The 14,817-nt window shown below is 66.2% G+C and carries 14 protein-coding genes; 11 read left to right on the top strand and 3 right to left on the bottom strand.

Annotation, left to right across the window (positions count from 1 at the left end; genetic code table 11):
- Positions 1-140 precede the first annotated feature (140 nt).
- Positions 141-1,013 (top strand): phosphoserine phosphatase SerB, encoded by an 873-nt coding sequence (serB, locus tag BMI91_RS17105; RefSeq protein ID WP_078550872.1) that lies wholly within the window; start codon positions 141-143, stop codon positions 1,011-1,013.
- Here the strand turns inward: serB and nagA are convergent.
- Both nagA and BMI91_RS17115 read right to left on the bottom strand, forming a co-directional pair.
- Positions 989-2,131, bottom strand: a complete 1,143-nt coding sequence (gene nagA / locus BMI91_RS17110) for an N-acetylglucosamine-6-phosphate deacetylase (protein WP_078606015.1) — start codon at positions 2,129-2,131, stop codon at positions 989-991. The two genes, serB and nagA, sit on opposite strands and share 25 nt — an antisense overlap.
- Positions 2,119-2,940, bottom strand: coding sequence for a glucosamine kinase nucleotide-binding domain-containing protein (locus BMI91_RS17115; protein WP_078606016.1), 822 nt, complete (start codon positions 2,938-2,940; stop codon positions 2,119-2,121). The genes nagA and BMI91_RS17115 overlap by 13 nt, the downstream gene beginning before the upstream one ends.
- A gap of 134 nt (positions 2,941-3,074) precedes the next feature.
- Here BMI91_RS17115 and BMI91_RS17120 point away from each other — a divergent pair, with 134 nt between their 5' ends.
- The 8 genes from BMI91_RS17120 (at position 3,075) to BMI91_RS17155 (ending at position 11,317) form a co-directional block, all read left to right on the top strand.
- Positions 3,075-5,189: an FAD-dependent oxidoreductase gene (locus tag BMI91_RS17120; RefSeq protein WP_078606017.1), complete on the top strand. Its 2,115-nt coding sequence runs from the start codon at positions 3,075-3,077 to the stop codon at positions 5,187-5,189.
- Positions 5,186-5,791, top strand: coding sequence for a CDP-alcohol phosphatidyltransferase family protein (locus tag BMI91_RS17125; RefSeq protein ID WP_078606018.1), 606 nt, complete (start codon positions 5,186-5,188; stop codon positions 5,789-5,791). The genes BMI91_RS17120 and BMI91_RS17125 overlap by 4 nt, the downstream gene beginning before the upstream one ends.
- 11 nt (positions 5,792-5,802) lie before the next feature.
- Positions 5,803-7,002, top strand: a complete 1,200-nt coding sequence (locus BMI91_RS17130; protein WP_078606019.1) for an ABC transporter substrate-binding protein — start codon at positions 5,803-5,805, stop codon at positions 7,000-7,002.
- A 7-nt stretch (positions 7,003-7,009) separates the two neighbouring features.
- Complete coding sequence (locus BMI91_RS17135) at positions 7,010-8,665, top strand: ABC transporter permease (RefSeq protein WP_078606020.1); 1,656 nt, start codon at positions 7,010-7,012, stop codon at positions 8,663-8,665.
- Positions 8,662-9,297, top strand: a complete 636-nt coding sequence (locus BMI91_RS17140; protein WP_078606021.1) for an ATP-binding cassette domain-containing protein — start codon at positions 8,662-8,664, stop codon at positions 9,295-9,297. Before BMI91_RS17135 ends, BMI91_RS17140 begins: the two co-directional genes overlap by 4 nt.
- A gap of 136 nt (positions 9,298-9,433) precedes the next feature.
- Positions 9,434-10,030 (top strand): hypothetical protein, encoded by a 597-nt coding sequence (locus BMI91_RS17145; RefSeq protein WP_146684147.1) that lies wholly within the window; start codon positions 9,434-9,436, stop codon positions 10,028-10,030.
- A 151-nt stretch (positions 10,031-10,181) separates the two neighbouring features.
- Complete coding sequence (locus BMI91_RS17150) at positions 10,182-10,955, top strand: DUF6478 family protein (protein ID WP_078606084.1); 774 nt, start codon at positions 10,182-10,184, stop codon at positions 10,953-10,955.
- 11 nt (positions 10,956-10,966) lie between these two features.
- A complete protein-coding gene (locus tag BMI91_RS17155; RefSeq protein ID WP_078606023.1) occupies positions 10,967-11,317 on the top strand; it encodes a hypothetical protein in 351 nt (116 codons plus the stop codon).
- A gap of 53 nt (positions 11,318-11,370) precedes the next feature.
- Here the strand turns inward: BMI91_RS17155 and BMI91_RS17160 are convergent, their stop codons facing one another.
- Positions 11,371-12,999 (bottom strand): AMP-binding protein, encoded by a 1,629-nt coding sequence (locus tag BMI91_RS17160; protein ID WP_078606024.1) that lies wholly within the window; start codon positions 12,997-12,999, stop codon positions 11,371-11,373.
- A gap of 97 nt (positions 13,000-13,096) precedes the next feature.
- Between BMI91_RS17160 and BMI91_RS17165 the strand changes: the two genes are divergently transcribed.
- A complete protein-coding gene (locus BMI91_RS17165; protein ID WP_078541673.1) occupies positions 13,097-13,744 on the top strand; it encodes a sulfotransferase family 2 domain-containing protein in 648 nt (215 codons plus the stop codon).
- A 262-nt stretch (positions 13,745-14,006) separates the two neighbouring features.
- On the top strand, positions 14,007-14,675 hold the full coding sequence (locus BMI91_RS17170; protein WP_158522193.1) for a Hint domain-containing protein: 669 nt from the start codon (positions 14,007-14,009) through the stop codon (positions 14,673-14,675).
- The last annotated feature ends 142 nt before the right edge of the window (positions 14,676-14,817 follow it).

Below are 14,817 nucleotides of genomic sequence, written 5' to 3' on the forward strand. Positions count from 1 at the left end.
ATATGCCCTTCGTTGGGGAAGGGTGTCCCGCCGCCGCAGATACGCTCGCGCCCGCTCTGGTGCAAGGAGAATTTTTGGTCTAATGCGCCGCATCAGGTCACGGATACGACATTTGAACCGACATTCCCCAAGGAGCGCGCATGTTTACCGCCACGCTGATCGCTGACCCGAAAGAGGCCAATCTGGATCAAGGCACGCTGGATGCGCTTTGCGGTGCATGGGGCGGCGGCGCGGCGCGTTGGCTCAACCCCAATGTCGCGGCGGAGTTCATGGTGGACCGCGTGCCGTCGAATCGTTGGGAGGCTTGGGAGGGTCTGCAGGGGCTGGGCGTCGATCTGGTCGTGCAGCCCACCGAGGGGCGGCGCAAGCAGATGCTGCTGGCCGATATGGACTCGACGATGATCCAGCAGGAATGCATCGACGAGCTGGCCGATGTGGCGGGCGTGGGCGAGCGGGTGAAAGAGATCACCGCGCGGGCGATGAATGGCGAGCTGGATTTCGAAGGCGCGCTGACAGAGCGGGTGGGGCTGCTGAAAGGTCTGCCCGAGAGCGTGATTTCCGAGGTGATCGAAAAGCGCATCAGCTTCATGCCGGGCGGGCACGATCTGGTCGCGACGATGAAGGCCAACGGCGCCTATTGCGCGCTGGTCTCGGGCGGGTTCACGGCGTTCACCGGCTATGTCGCAAAGACGCTTGGGTTTGACGAGAACCGCGCGAACCTGCTGCTGGTCGAGGATGGCAAGCTGACGGGCGTGCCCTCGCAGCCGATCCTCGGGCGTGAAGCCAAAGTTCAGGCTTTACTGGAAATTTCGGAAAAGCTGAAACTAGATCACGCGCAGGTTATGGCGGTGGGCGATGGGGCGAACGATCTGGGGATGCTGAAGCTCGCCGGTGCGGGCGTGGCGCTGCATGCTAAACCCTCGGTCGCGGCGGAATGCGACATCCGGATCAACTTCGGCGATCTAAGCGCGCTGCTCTACATTCAGGGCTACGCGGTCGAGGATTTCGCCTGACCGCCCTGCCAGACTTCCGTTAGGCGCCAGTCGCCATCGAAATGCACCAGATCCCCGGCGAAGCCCGGCGCGATCCGACCCACCGGCGCGCCGATCGCCTCTGCCGGGATGCGGCTTGCCATTGCGAGCGCCTGTTCCGGTGACACACCCACCGTCTCGATCATGAAACGCACCGCCTGCGGTAGAGACAGATCGGCCCCGGCAAGCGTGCCATCCTCCAGCCGCAGCGCCCCGTCACTGCGCAGGATGCGGCGACCGGCGAGCTCGAATTCCATCAGATCGGACCCGGCGCAGGCCATCGCGTCGGAGACAAGGAAGACCTCGCCCTGCCGTTTCGCCGCCAGCGCCAGCCGGATCGTCTCGGGATGCACATGGATGCCATCCGCGATCAGCCCGACGGAGACCCGCTGCGACAGCGCCGCGCCGACGAGGCCCGGCTCGCGCGAACCCAGCTGACTCATCGCGTTGAAGAGATGCGTGACCATCCGCGCGCCCGCCGCGATGGCCTCCTGAGCCTCGGCAAAACTGCACTCGGAATGGCCGAGGCTGACGACGATCCCGGCCTCGGACAGGCGCGCGATCTGCTCGGGCGTCGCATTGGCGGGCGAGAGCGTCATGATCAGCGCAGGCAACCCGGTCTTCGCCTCCAGCAGCGTCTCGATGTCTTCCTCGTCCAGCGGGCGAATGCAGCCGGGCGGATGGCAGCCGGGGCGCTTGGGGTCGAGATGCGGGCCTTCCAGATGAAGCCCGCCGAATCCCGGAACGCGGGTCACGGCGGCGATGCCTGCCGCCAGCACCGTCTGGGTCGCGGCGCGGGTATCGGTGATCAGCGTCGGCAGGATCGTGGTCTCGCCGAGATGGGCATGCGCGGCGCAGATGGTGGAGATCGTCTCGAGCGTCGCGTGCCCGTCGAGCATCACGCCGCCGCCGCCATTCACCTGCAGATCGACGAGGCCGGGCGCGAGCGTGCCGCCCGGAAACTCGACCACCTCGCCCTCGGGCATCTCCGCGATCGGACACAGCGCCGAAATTCGACCCTGTTCCAGCACAATCGCATGGTTTTCATGGAAGGCGGTGCCGTCGAAAACGCGCGCGCCCGTCAGGATCAGCTTGTCCAAAACGTATCCTCCATCGCCAATGCCAAGGCGCCGTCCAGCGCGTTGCCTTTCGCAGCCCGTTGCGGCCAGTCACCCAGCGCAAGACCTTGCCCAAGCCCGCCGAGCCACGTCACCGGAAGCGGTTCCTCGGGTTGCAGCAGCGCAATCGCTTCGCGGATTTCGGCCTGCGCCGCCTCGCGCACCGCCACGGCTGCAGGGTCGGTCGATTGCAGAATGCGCGGCGCAAACCGCGCCCAATCGGCGGGGGTCGCGTCGAGGCTGAAAGCAATCAGCCCGTTGCGGCCATCCATCTCCTCGAGCAGTTCGCGCAGGAGCGGCGTCACCGGGCAGAACCCGTCGAGCGCACGTCCGGCCCGCATCCCGAGCGCCCGGCCGATCCACGCGCCCGAGCCTTCATCGCCCAGCCGCAAGCCCCAGCCGCCGATGGCATGCTGCTCCCCGTCCAGCTGCCGCGCGAAGAACGAGCCGGTGCCTATGGCCGCGACGATCCCGTCCTCGGGCCCCAGCGCACCGCGCACCGAGGTCGTCACGTCCTGCACGACGCGGGCGGGAAACGGCAGATCTACAGCCAGCGCCTCGGCGGCGGGCGCATGGTTCGCCCCCGCCAGCCCGAGCACCGCGCGGATCTCGCGCGCGTCGATAGTGCCCATCGCGGTTTCGATGGCGGTGAAGATGTGATGGCGCGCCTCGTCATAGTCCGAGGCGATATTCGCAGGGCCGGAGTCGCCACGCCCGATGACGCGGCCAGAACCGTCGGCGAACACCGCCCGGCACCCGCTGCCTCCGCCATCGACTGCAATGAAATGCATCCCCGCCTCCGTTTTCTGCGTAACAGTGCCAAATAGCGGCTCCGAGAGAAAGCGCGTAACGAAATCCGCGCGCGAAACGTCTTGGGGAAAGATCGCATCGCCTCTATCACTGGGGCGTGACCCACGGGAGGACCATGCGCAAACCTCTGATATTCCTTGGCCTGATCGCTTTGGCGGTGATCGCGGCCTTTTTGGTGGCCGATCCCGACCCCGAGCGGCTGCGCGCTTTGCGCGACAGCCTTGCCGCGTGGCGCGAGGCGCATCCGCTGGCGCTGCCCATCGGGTTCTTCGTCACTTACGTCGTGGTGACGGCGCTGTCGCTGCCCTTCGCGGTCTGGTTGACGCTGCTGGGTGCGGCGCTTTTGGGGTTCTGGCAGGGGTTGGTGCTGATCTCTTTCGCGTCTTCGATCGGGGCGCTGCTGGCCTTTCTGGTCGCGCGCTATCTGATGCGCGACTGGGTGCGCGGACGGCTTGGCCCGAGGTTGGCGAAGATCGAGAAGGGTGCGGCGCGCGACGGGGAATTCTACCTGTTCTCGCTGCGCCTGATCCCGGTCGTGCCGTTCTTCGTCATTAACCTCGCCTTCGGGCTGACCCGGATGAAGGGGTGGAAATTCTATGCGGTGTCGCAGCTCGGCATGCTGCCCGGCACCGCGGTATATGTCGCGGCGGGCGCGCAACTGGGTGACCTGAACAGCCTGTCGGGGATCGTCTCGCCGGGGCTGCTGGGTGCCTTCGCGGCGCTGGCGGTGTTTCCCTGGGTGGCGCGCGCGGCGCTGCGGTTCTGGGCACGCAAGCGGGCCTATCGCGGCTATGAGCGCCCGGCGAAGTTCGACCGCAACCTGATCGTCATCGGCGCGGGCGCGGCGGGGCTGGTGGCCTCTTATGTCGCAGCTCAAGCCAAGGCGAAGGTGACGCTGGTGCAGGAAGGCCCGATGGGCGGCGACTGCCTGAATTACGGCTGCGTGCCGTCAAAGGCGCTGATTGCCTCGGCACGGGCGGCAGGCGTGGCGCGCGGCTCCGAGGCGCTGGGCGTACGCGCGGATGTCTCGGTCGATTGGCCGGTGGTGACGCGGCGGATATCCGAGGTGATCGCGCAGATCGAGCCGAATGATTCCGTGGAGCGCTATGAAGGTCTCGGCGTCGAGGTGATCGAAGGTCATGCGCGGCTAGAAGACCCTTGGACCGTGCGCGTGGGCGATGAGCGCCTGACCGCGCGCGGGGTGGTGCTCGCGACCGGCGCGGCCCCGGTGATCCCGCCGATCGAGGGGATCGGATCGGTCGAGCCGCTGACCTCGGACACGCTGTGGGAGTCGCTCGCCGCGATGCCCGCGCCGCCCGAGAGAATGGTGATCCTCGGCGGTGGTCCGATTGGCTGCGAGATCGCGCAGGCGCTGGCGCGGCTGGGCGCGGGCGTCACCGTGGTCGAGGCGGCGGAACGGTTGTTGATCCGTGAAGATACGGAGGCCTCGGATGCCATCGCGGCGGCCTTGCGCGCCGATGGGGTCGACCTGAAGCTCGGCGCGAAGGCGATCCGCTTCGGGCACGATGACAGCAAATGGCTGGAACTGGAGGACGGCTCCAAACTCGGCTTCGACACGCTTCTGGTCGCGGTCGGGCGAAAGGCGCGGCTCGAAGGCTTCGGGCTTGAGGAGCTGGGCATTCCGGCGAACAAGGTGATCGAGACGAACGACTACCTCGAGACGCTGATGCCCAATATCTACGCTGCGGGCGATGCGGCAGGGCCGTTGCAGCTGACCAATGCCGCCGGCCATCAGGGCTGGATCGCGGCGGCGAATTCGCTGGCCTCGCCGTTCTGGCGCTTCAAGGCCCATGCCGCGCCGATCCCGCATGCGGTCTTCACCTCGCCCGAACTGGCACGGGTGGGAATGACGGCGGCGGAAGCCGAGGCCGAGGGCGTGCATCACGAGGTCACGACCTATCCGCTGGGCGATCTCGACCGTGCGCTTGCCGAAGGGGCGGGGCAGGGCTTCGTGCGGATCGTCACCGCGAAAGGCTCCGACAAGATCCTCGGCGCGACGGTTTGCGGGGCGCACGCGGCCGAGGTGCTGGCGGAATTCGCGCTGGCGATGCGGCACGGGCTGGGCTTGGGCAAGATTCTCTCGACGCCGCATATCTATCCCAGCTGGTCCGAGGCCGCGAAGAACGCCGCCGGGCGCTGGCGGCAGGCCCATGTGAACCCGCGCACGCTGCGGATCGCCGAGCGCTTCATGGCGTGGAGGCGCGGATGATCGACGCTGCTCTCCTGCCGCTGCAACGTGCGATGATGCAGCCCCCCGCCGAGGCGTTGGCCGCGCGCGGTATCCGCGCCGATCAGGTGACGGTGGCGGGCTTCGCGCTGGGCCTTCTGGCGATCCCGGCGCTGGCGTTTCACGCCTATTGGCTGGCGCTGGCGCTGATCCTCATCAACCGGATCGCGGACGGGCTCGACGGGGCCATCGCGCGGATCAAGGGGCCGACTGATCGCGGGGCGTTCCTCGATATCGCGCTGGATTTCCTGTTCTACGCGCTGATCCCGGTGGGCTTCGCGCTGGCCGATCCTGCGCGCAACGCGCTGGCCGCGACCATCCTGATCGCGGCCTTCGTCGGCACCGGATCGAGCTTCCTCGCCTTCGCCTCCATCGCCGCCAAGCGCGGGATGAGCACCGATGCCTATCCGACCAAGGGCATCTACTACCTCGGCGGGCTCACTGAAGGGGCCGAGACGATCCTGTTTTTCGCAGCGATCTGCCTGTTTCCGCAAGCCTTCCCGATCCTCGCGGGCCTCTTCGCCGCCGCCTGTTTCGTGACCACCGTGACCCGCTGGCTGATGGGCTGGCGGGCGTTTTCCTGAACGGAGAGAGTATGAGAAACCTTCTTGCCGCCCCGGTTCTTGCCGCGAGTCTCGCGCTGCCGCTCGCATCCCCCGCCTTCGCCGATTGGGCGCAGACGAAGGCCGAGGCGAAGGGCCAGACGGTCTATTTCAATGCCTGGGGCGGCGATCCGCGCACCAATGCGTTCATCGATTGGGTGTCCGACCAGATGCAGGAGAAATACGGCGTCACGGTCGAGCAGGTGAAGCTGTCCGACACCGCCGAGGCCGTCTCGCGCGTGCAGGCCGAGAAGGCGGCAGGTAAGAATGACGGCGGTGCGGTGGACCTCATCTGGATCAACGGGCCGAACTTCCTCGCGATGAAAGAGGCAGGGTTGCTGCATGGACCGTTCGTTTCCGATCTGCCCAATGCGAAATATCTCGACCTGTCGGAGGGCTCGGCGGCCACGACCGATTTCACCGTTCCGACCGAAGGCTATGAGAGCCCGTGGCGGCTCGCGAAATTCGCCTTCGCCTATGATGCGGAGCGGGTGAGCGATCCGCCGAAGGATATGGCGGGGCTTCTGGACTGGGCAAAGGCGCATCCGGGCCGCTTCACCCACCCCAACCCGTCGAATTTCATGGGGGCGAGCTTCCTCAAGCAGGCTTTGGTCGAGCTGGCGCCCGACCCGGCGGCGCTGTCGCAGCCCGTGACGGATGAGGCTTATGCCAAGGAAACCGCGCCGCTCTGGGCGTGGTATGACGCGCTGCGCCCGCTGATGTGGCGCGAGGGCAAAGCCTTCCCCGAGAATGAGAGCGCGCAGGCGCAATTGCTGGCCGATGGCGAGGTCGATTTCGCGATGTTCTTCGATCCGGCCGCGCCCGCCGCGATGATCGAGCAGGGCGTTCTGCCGCCTTCGGTCCGCGTCTGGGTGCCCGAAGGCGGCACGATCGGGAATATCTCCTACGTCGCGATTCCCTATAACGCCGCGCATCAGGCCGGGGCGGAGCTGGTCGCGAATTTCCTGCTCGATCCGGCCACGCAGGCGCATATGCAGGACATCCGCGTGCTGGGCAGTTTCTCGGTGCTCGATCCGGGCAAGCTGGATGCCGACGCGAAACAGGCTTTCGCGGACCTGCCCACCGCGCCCGCGCTGCCGACGCTGGACGATCTCGGGCCGACGCTCCCCGAGCCGCATCCGAGCTGGATGACGAAGCTCACCGAGGACTGGGCGCAGCGCTACACGAAGTGAGGGTTTGATGCGGCTCGCCGGGGCGATCCTGACGCTGGTGATCGGCGCGCCGGTACTGCTCGGCGCGGCGCTGACGCTGGCGACCGGTTTCGGCTGGCAGCCGGGGCTGGGGCGCGTCGCGCTGGGCTGGGAGGGCTTCGCCGAGGCCCTGGCCGCGCCCGGAATCTTCACCTCGCTGCGGCTGACATTGGTGACCGGCCTGGGGGCTGCGCTGCTGTCGCTCGCGGCCTCGATCCCGCTGGCGCGCTGGCTGGTGACGCGACAATCGGCGTCGCGCTGGCTGACGCCGCTGCTGGCGGTGCCCCATGCGGCGCTGGCGATCGGGCTGGCATTTCTCATCGCGCCCTCGGGTTGGGCCGCGCGGTTGATCTCGCCCTGGGCGACCGGCTGGGATCTGCCGCCGCAGATCGTGACGCTGGGCGATCCGTGGGGGCTGTCGCTGATCCTCGGGCTGATGCTGAAAGAGGTGCCGTTCCTAACGTTGATGACGCTGGTGGCCGCGGCGCAGCGCCCGGTTGCCGAGCAGATGGCGGCGGGCCGGGCGCTTGGCTATGCGCCGGGCCGCGTCTGGGCGCGGATCGTCTGGCCGCAGCTTTACCCGGCGCTGCGGCTGCCGGTGCTGATCGTGCTGGCCTTCTCGCTGTCGGTCGTCGACATGGCGCTGATCCTCGGGCCGTCGAACCCGCCGACGCTGGCGGTGCGCATCCTGCGGCTCTACGGCGCGCCCGACCCGGCGCAGGCGGTGCCCGCCTCGGCGCTGGCGGTGATCTTGCTGGCCGTGATGGGGGCGAGTGCGGCGCTGTGGATGGTCGGCGAACGCGCGGTGGCGCGACTCGGCAAGGCGTTGATCCGCAACGGGCATCGCGGCGCTTCGCGGCGGAACTGGAGCGGTGCTGGTTTGATCGGGGCGGGAGGGCTGTTGGCGATCGGATCGCTCGGCGCGCTGATCCTGTGGAGCCTTGCGAGCTTCTGGCGTTTTCCCGATTCCATGCCAGCCGATCTGACACTCAAACGCTGGGCCAGCGCCGATTGGACGGGGCCTGCGCTGACCAGCCTGACCCTTGCGCTGATCTCGACCGCTTTGGCGCTGATCCTCGCGATGCTCTGGCTGGAAAGCGAGGATCGCTCCGGCAAGCGCCTGCCGCTCGGCGCGCTGATCGTCCTGCCGCTTCTGCTGCCGCAGATCGGGTTTCTGCAAGGTCTGACCACCGGGTTTCTCTGGCTTGGCCTGCCGCCGGGGCCGGTCGCGGTGACATGGGCCGAACTGCTCTTCGTCTTTCCCTATGTGATGATCGCACTGGCCGGGCCGTGGCGCGCGCTCGACCCGGTGCATCTTGCCAGTGCGGCGAGCCTCGGGGCCGGGCCGACGCGCCGGCTACTGCGGATCAAGCTGCCGATGCTGCTTGGCCCGATATGTGCGGCGGCGGCGATCGGGGTCGCGGTGTCGGTCGCGCAATATCTCGCAGTTCTGCTGCCCGGGGCGGGACGCGTGCAGGCGCTGGCCACGGAGGCCGTGGCACTGGCCTCGGGGGCGGACCGGCGGCTGGCCGCGATCCTTGCGCTGATGCAGGCGGCGCTGCCATGGGTAGGTTTCGCGCTGGCGCTCGCGGTCCCGGCATGGTGGCATCGCAACCGGCGTGGCTTGCGCGGAGGAGTGGCATGAGCCTGGAACTGATCGATCTGAGCCTGACCGCGCCCGGCGCCTCCGCCCCGCTTTTCGCGCCGCTCTCGCTGGTCGTGTCGCCCGGAGAGACCGTCTGCCTGATGGGGCCCTCCGGGATTGGCAAGTCGAGCCTGCTCGCCCATATCGGGGGCCATCTGCCGCGGGGCTTCACGGCTTCGGGCGATGTCCGGCTCGATGGCGAAAGCGTTACGCATCTGCCCGCCGAGAAACGCGGCATCGGGATGCTGTTCCAGCAGGCGCAGCTGTTCCCACATCTCTCGGTCGGCGACAATCTGGCCTTTGGGTTGTCGGCGCAGGTGAAGGGCAAGGTCGCCCGGCGCGCGGCGGTGGAGGCCGCGCTGGAACAGGCCGGGCTTGCAGGCATGGCGGATCGCGACCCGGCGACGCTATCGGGCGGGCAGCGCACCCGCGCCGCGCTAATGCGTACGCTACTTGCGCGGCCCCGTGCGGTGCTGATCGACGAACCCTTCGCCGCGCTCGATGCGGAGTTGCGGGCCGAGATCCGCAGCTTCACGCTGCAGCATCTCCAAGCCGAGCGTATCCCCTGCCTCATGGTCAGCCACGATCCGGATGACGGCGCGGCTGCGGCGCGCCGGATCGCGTTGGGCTGAACCCCGCGCAGCCGCAATGCGGCGAAACCCGGCAGACTTGCGCGATGAGGGCGCTGAGGCTATTTCCAAGCGCATGATTTTTGCTGTCGGACACCGCTCGTCACGTCTTTTGAAGCCCCTCGCCCTCGCGCTGGGGATGACCGGTTTGCTGGCCGCCTGCCAGCCGACGGCCTTCGGCACGGCGCAGGTCGCGAAGGCCCGCACCACGCTGGCCAGTGGCGCGTTGACGGTGGCGGCGCCGAAAGGCTGGTGCATCGATCCGAAAAGCCTGCGCAATTCCGGCGCGGGGGGCTTCGCGCTCTTCGGCAATTGCGCGGCGATCTCGGGCAATGCCGAGGATGCCCATGCACCCGAACCCGCGCTGCTGAGCGTCACGGTCGGGCCGCCGGCCTTGGAGGATGGCTCCGGCAAGCTGTCGCAGGACCGTCTCAAGAAGATCGGCGATTTCTTCCATTCCGAAATCGGGCGCGCGGCGCTGTCGCGCTCGGGCGAAGCCGCTGACGTCACGATCAAGGGCACCGATATCTCGAATGGTACATTACTGCTTCGGGTCGAGGACCGCTCCGGCACGGGCGGGCCGCCGATTGCGAAGACCTATCTGCGGGGCGTCACGGCCCTTGGCGGGCGGATCACAGCGCTGTCGGTGATGCCGCTGAAGGAAGGCGAAATGAGCTATGCCCAGCAGCGGCAATTGCTGGAGACATTCATCGCCGCGATCCGCGCCGCGAATTGACCGCCCAAGCCGACGCGCAGTCACCTTCCCGGTCAAAACCCGGAACGTGATGAGTTCGTGCGGAAATTCCCCCTTTCTCGCAACCCGATGATAAGGAATAACTGCTGTGATGCCGCAGATGGCACCGGCAGGCGGGAAAGAAGGGCAGCACATGGCAGGACGGAACGGCGGATCGCTGTTGCAACGGATTGCCGAGCGACGCAGCTTGCGGCGCTGGCGCGATGCGGCGTCCAAGGTCCCTGCATTGGATCCGGAGGGGCTTCGCGGTTTGCGCGCACGGGCGCGTGCCCTGCGCAACGAAGTCGACACGGTGCTGCGCGCGACCGAGCAGCGGCTGACGGCCTTTCCCGGCGATAGCTCTGTGCGCAAACCATCGGGCAGCGATTGGGCGTGGCGTCCGCCGCTATGGCGCGTGAAGGCGCATCCGCATGGCATCGCGGGGGCGCAAAGCCGCGACAAGCTTGGCGATGACCTCACCCTGTTCCATGACTGCCCGCGCTCCGAGATCACGCTGCGCCAGATCCGCAATACGAAGGGCGAGACGCTCGCGCCGTTCGGGCTGCGGCTCGATGTGCTGCGGTTCGAAGGGTCGTTCCTGTCGCTGGTGCTCGATCTGCCCGACGCGGCGCTTGGCGGGCTGCAGCTCAACCATCTCATCCGGCTGGAGATGCAGCTGGACTGCGAGCGGGAGCTGGAAGTGTTCTGCCGCCTCAACATCAAGCACGGCCCCAATTCGGAGCAGCTGGTGCGCGAACTGCCGCATGGCGAGGGCGCGCGCTCTGTCGAATTCGATCTAGCCTATACGCGGATGAACGAGCGGCGATTGGAAAAGGCGTGGGTCGATCTGATTTTCGAGAACCCACGGATGAATGAGGTGGTGATCCGCGATCTCACCTTCGCGCGCTACCCGCGCGCCGAACTGTGACGGAGGCGAGGATGCTGGACAGCACGCGGATCAAGGCAGGGCGCTGGGAAGCGGTGAGCCATGAGAAAGAGGCGCCCGATCTGGAGGTGCGCCATCAGGGCGAGGTGCTCGAAGGGCTGTCGGTCAGCGGCGCGCCCGGCGACTGGCGCATCGCGCAGCCGATCCCGGCGGAGTTGCTGAGCGAGGGGGTGCTGACCTTCCTCGTCTGCCGCAAGGCGGATGGCGAGGTGATCGACCGCTTCTCGCTGGTCGCAGGCGCGCCGCTGGCGGGCGATCTGCGCGCTGAGATCGACCTGCTGCGCGCCGAGCTGGACATGCTGTCGCGCGCCTTCCGCCAGCATTGCGCCGAGAGCGAAAGCTGAGCACTTCACGCGCGCCCCTCGCGCGCGGGCGCGCGCACGCGTAGAAAGTAGCCCTAATCGTCGAGCAGTTTGGCGACCGCTCGCAGCTCGAATTTCTGGATCTTTCCGGTCGAGGTTTTCGGCAGTTCCGAGAAGATCACGCGCTTGGGCGTCTTGAAGCCCGCAAGCCGCGCGCGGCAGAACTTGATCAGTTCTTCTTCGGTCGCCTCCTTGCCCTCCTTCAGCTCGACAAAGGCGCAGGGCACCTCGCCCCAGGTCTCGTCGGGCTTGGCCACGACCGAGGCGAGCGACACCGCCGGATGGGCGCAGATCACGCCCTCCACCTCGACCGAGGAGACGTTCTCGCCGCCCGAGATGATGATGTCCTTCGCGCGGTCGGTGATCTTGATGTAGCCGTCGGGATGCATGAAGGCGATGTCGCCCGAATGGAACACGCCGCCCTCGAAGGCCTCGCGCGTGGCCTGCGGGTTCTTGAAATAGCCCTTCATCACCATGTTGCCGCGGAAGACGATTTCGCCCAGGTGCTGGGCGTCGCGCGCGACCTCGCGGCCCTGATCGTAGACGGTGACTTTCTCGAGCATCGGCATCGAGACCCCGGTGCGCGCCTTCAGATCGGCGCGCGCCTCGCCCTCGGTTCCCTCCCAGGAGGGTTTCCAGGTACATTCCACCGCAGGGCCATAGGTTTCGGTCAGCCCGTAGACCTGCGTGACGTTGAAGCCCAGCGGCTCGATCGCGGCCAGCGTCGAGGCGGGCGGGGGCGCACCGGCGGTGAAGACCTCCACCACATGATCGAAGGCGCGGCGATGTTCGTCCTTGGCGTTGATGATGGTGTTCAGCACGATCGGCGCGCCGCCGAAATGCGTCACGCCATGATCGGCAATCGCGTCGTAGATCGCCTTCGCAGTCACGTCCCGGCAGCCGACGACCGTGCCGCCCATCATCGGCACCATCCAGCTATGGGTCCACGAGTTGCAATGGAACAGCGGCACGATGGTCAGCAGAACCGGATAAAGCTGCATCCGCCACGAGATCGCATTCGCCTGAGTCGAGAGATAAGCGCCCCGGTGATGATAGACGACGCCCTTGGGCCGCCCCGTCGTGCCGGAGGTGTAGTTGAGCGCGATGCTCTCCCATTCGTCCTCGGGCATGATCCAGGCGAACATCGGATCGCCTTCGGCGACCAGCGCCTCGTATTCGAGGTAATGCCCGGTCGGCTCGAAGCCGTGCTCGGGGTCGGCCACTTCGATGATCTGGGGCGCGGGGCCCTTCATCTTCTTCACGGCCTCTTCGGCCACCGGCAGGAAGGCCACGTCGCAAAGCACGATTTTCGCACCGCCATGTTCGAAGATATAGGCGACGGTATCGACATCGAGCCGCGTATTGATCGCGTTGAGCACCGCGCCACAGGCGGGCACGCCGAAATGCGCCTCGATCTGGGGCAGGGTGTTGGGCAGGATCGTCGCCACCACGTCGCCGGGGGTCACGCCGCGCGCCTTGAGGGCGGAGGCCAGCTGACTCACGCGCGCGTGGTAATCAACGTAATTATAGGAGCGGCTGCCGTAGATCACCGCCGGTCGCTCGGGGAAAACCTCCAGCGCGCGGTTGAGATGCGACAAAGGTGTAAGCGGTGCGTAATTCGCCGCGCATTTCTCCAGACCCGTCTCGTCGGCAAGCCAGCCCATGAAATCCTCCACGTAAATTGTCCGGGCATCTTCAGGCGGCATCGCGCGAAATGAAAGAGGGTTTGCGTCATCTTTCGTCACAGCTAGTGTCGCGCGCATGATCGTTTCGCATGGCCGTCGCTACATCTTCGTTCATATCCCGAAGACGGGGGGCACGGCGCTGACGCTCGCGCTGGAGAACCGCGCGATGGCGGATGACCTGCTGATCGGCGATACGCCCAAGGCGCGGCGGCGCAAACGCAGGCTGGAAGGGCGCGAGACCCGGGGGCGGCTTTGGAAGCATTCCACGCTGAGCGACGGGCTGGGGCTCTATAGCGAAGATGAGGCGCGCGCCTATTTCACCTTCACGCTGGTGCGGAACCCGTGGGACCGGGTGGTCAGCTACTACCATTGGTTGCGCGAGCAGCGGATGGCGCATCCCGCCGTGGCGTTAGCAAAGTCGCTCAGCTTTTCGGACTTCCTTAACCATCCGCACACGCAGGCATCGCTCGCGGCGGCCCCCTATGGCAGCTACATGCGGCTGCCGGACGGGGAGGAGATTTGCGGCCTTTATATTCGCCTCGAAGATGTAGAGGCCGATGCCGCCCCCCTCGCGTCACATCTCGGTTTTTCCGTGACACCCCTCGCGAGATGCAACATCTCCGAGCGGAAGCGCAACTGGCGCGGGTATTTTTCAGATTTCGATGCTGAAGTGGTTTCGAAACTCTGTGCCGAGGACATCGCGCGGTTCGGTTACCGATTCTAAATTTTCGCGCAATTGCAATTTGCGACGCAATTTGGGCGATTCTCACGGGTCTGTGAGCGCCCCCCTATCCAAAAAGATAGGTCAAACGCGCGAACCCCTATCCAAAAAGATAGGTCAATCACGGGTCCGTGAGCAACTTACTGTCCGAAAGTATAGGTTTGCCACATTTCGGTCACCTTTCGGCCCCGGAAACTCCCCAGGAATCAATTGATCTAGGTAGGACGAAGAAATGGCCTCGCCGACTTTCAGAAGGAAGACCGACATGACCCGCAGTGCAACGACGACTTGGAACGACGATTGCGCCTTTGATTCCGCTCTGGCGGGCGCAACCTCCGGGCGAGTGCTCGATAACGGGGCTGCTTCGGGGATCGTTGCCGGAACGCGAATCGCGACCGCTATGGGCTGGCGCCCGGTGGAAGCAATTGCGGTTGGCGACATGGTCATGACCTTCGACAGTGGCCTGCGTCCCGTCGTGGACGTCAAGCGAACTCAACTCTGGCTCGGTCACGGGCGTTGCCCGGACCATCGCAAGCCGCTCGCCGTGCCGGTCGGCGCGTTGGGCAACAAAACCCCGATGCTGCTTTTGCCTGAACAGAACATGATGGTGGAAAGCGACATGGCTGAGGCAATTTACGGTGACCCCTTCGCCGTAATCCCTGCCTCTGCTCTTGAAGGCTATCGTGGGATCGATCGGATTACACCCCACCGTCCGATCGACGTGATCGTGCTGGAGTTTGAGGAGGAGGAGATCGTCTACGCAAATGGTTCTGGCATGGTCCATTGCGGTTCGGTCAACAGCCACCGGCTCGAAGCACTCTTCGACGATGATGCAGGCCCGAACTACGAGACGCTGTCGCTTGAAATGGCACGCTCGATCGTTGCAGGGCTCATCGACGAAGATCTGACCGCGCACGCTTACGCGGCAGAGTGATAGCCCGGCCTGATTCCCTCCTGATCAACTGACAGGCCGAACGCCGCACCCGTGACCAGGGTGCGGCGTTTTCCTTTGTCCTGGAGGTAGATGAGCGTCTCGGTGTTGAAGTGCGTTTTGGGCACAGAAAAACGCCGGGGCC

Origin of the sequence: Thioclava sediminum (assembly GCF_002020355.1) — a bacterium.
Lineage (GTDB): Bacteria > Pseudomonadota > Alphaproteobacteria > Rhodobacterales > Rhodobacteraceae > Thioclava > Thioclava sediminum.

What these genes read in the sequence shown, in the direction of transcription:
- serB (WP_078550872.1), top strand. Translation starts at nt 141, where the DNA reads ATGTTTACCGCCACGCTGATCGCTGACCCGAAAGAGGCCAATCTGGAT.
- BMI91_RS17115 (WP_078606016.1), bottom strand. Translation starts at nt 2,940, where the DNA reads ATGCATTTCATTGCAGTCGATGGCGGAGGCAGCGGGTGCCGGGCGGTG.
- BMI91_RS17120 (WP_078606017.1), top strand. Translation starts at nt 3,075, where the DNA reads ATGCGCAAACCTCTGATATTCCTTGGCCTGATCGCTTTGGCGGTGATC.
- BMI91_RS17125 (WP_078606018.1), top strand. Translation starts at nt 5,186, where the DNA reads ATGATCGACGCTGCTCTCCTGCCGCTGCAACGTGCGATGATGCAGCCC.
- BMI91_RS17130 (WP_078606019.1), top strand. Translation starts at nt 5,803, where the DNA reads ATGAGAAACCTTCTTGCCGCCCCGGTTCTTGCCGCGAGTCTCGCGCTG.
- BMI91_RS17135 (WP_078606020.1), top strand. Translation starts at nt 7,010, where the DNA reads ATGCGGCTCGCCGGGGCGATCCTGACGCTGGTGATCGGCGCGCCGGTA.
- BMI91_RS17140 (WP_078606021.1), top strand. Translation starts at nt 8,662, where the DNA reads ATGAGCCTGGAACTGATCGATCTGAGCCTGACCGCGCCCGGCGCCTCC.
- BMI91_RS17145 (WP_146684147.1), top strand. Translation starts at nt 9,434, where the DNA reads ATGACCGGTTTGCTGGCCGCCTGCCAGCCGACGGCCTTCGGCACGGCG.
- BMI91_RS17150 (WP_078606084.1), top strand. Translation starts at nt 10,182, where the DNA reads ATGGCAGGACGGAACGGCGGATCGCTGTTGCAACGGATTGCCGAGCGA.
- BMI91_RS17155 (WP_078606023.1), top strand. Translation starts at nt 10,967, where the DNA reads ATGCTGGACAGCACGCGGATCAAGGCAGGGCGCTGGGAAGCGGTGAGC.
- BMI91_RS17160 (WP_078606024.1), bottom strand. Translation starts at nt 12,999, where the DNA reads ATGGGCTGGCTTGCCGACGAGACGGGTCTGGAGAAATGCGCGGCGAAT.
- BMI91_RS17165 (WP_078541673.1), top strand. Translation starts at nt 13,097, where the DNA reads ATGATCGTTTCGCATGGCCGTCGCTACATCTTCGTTCATATCCCGAAG.
- BMI91_RS17170 (WP_158522193.1), top strand. Translation starts at nt 14,007, where the DNA reads ATGACCCGCAGTGCAACGACGACTTGGAACGACGATTGCGCCTTTGAT.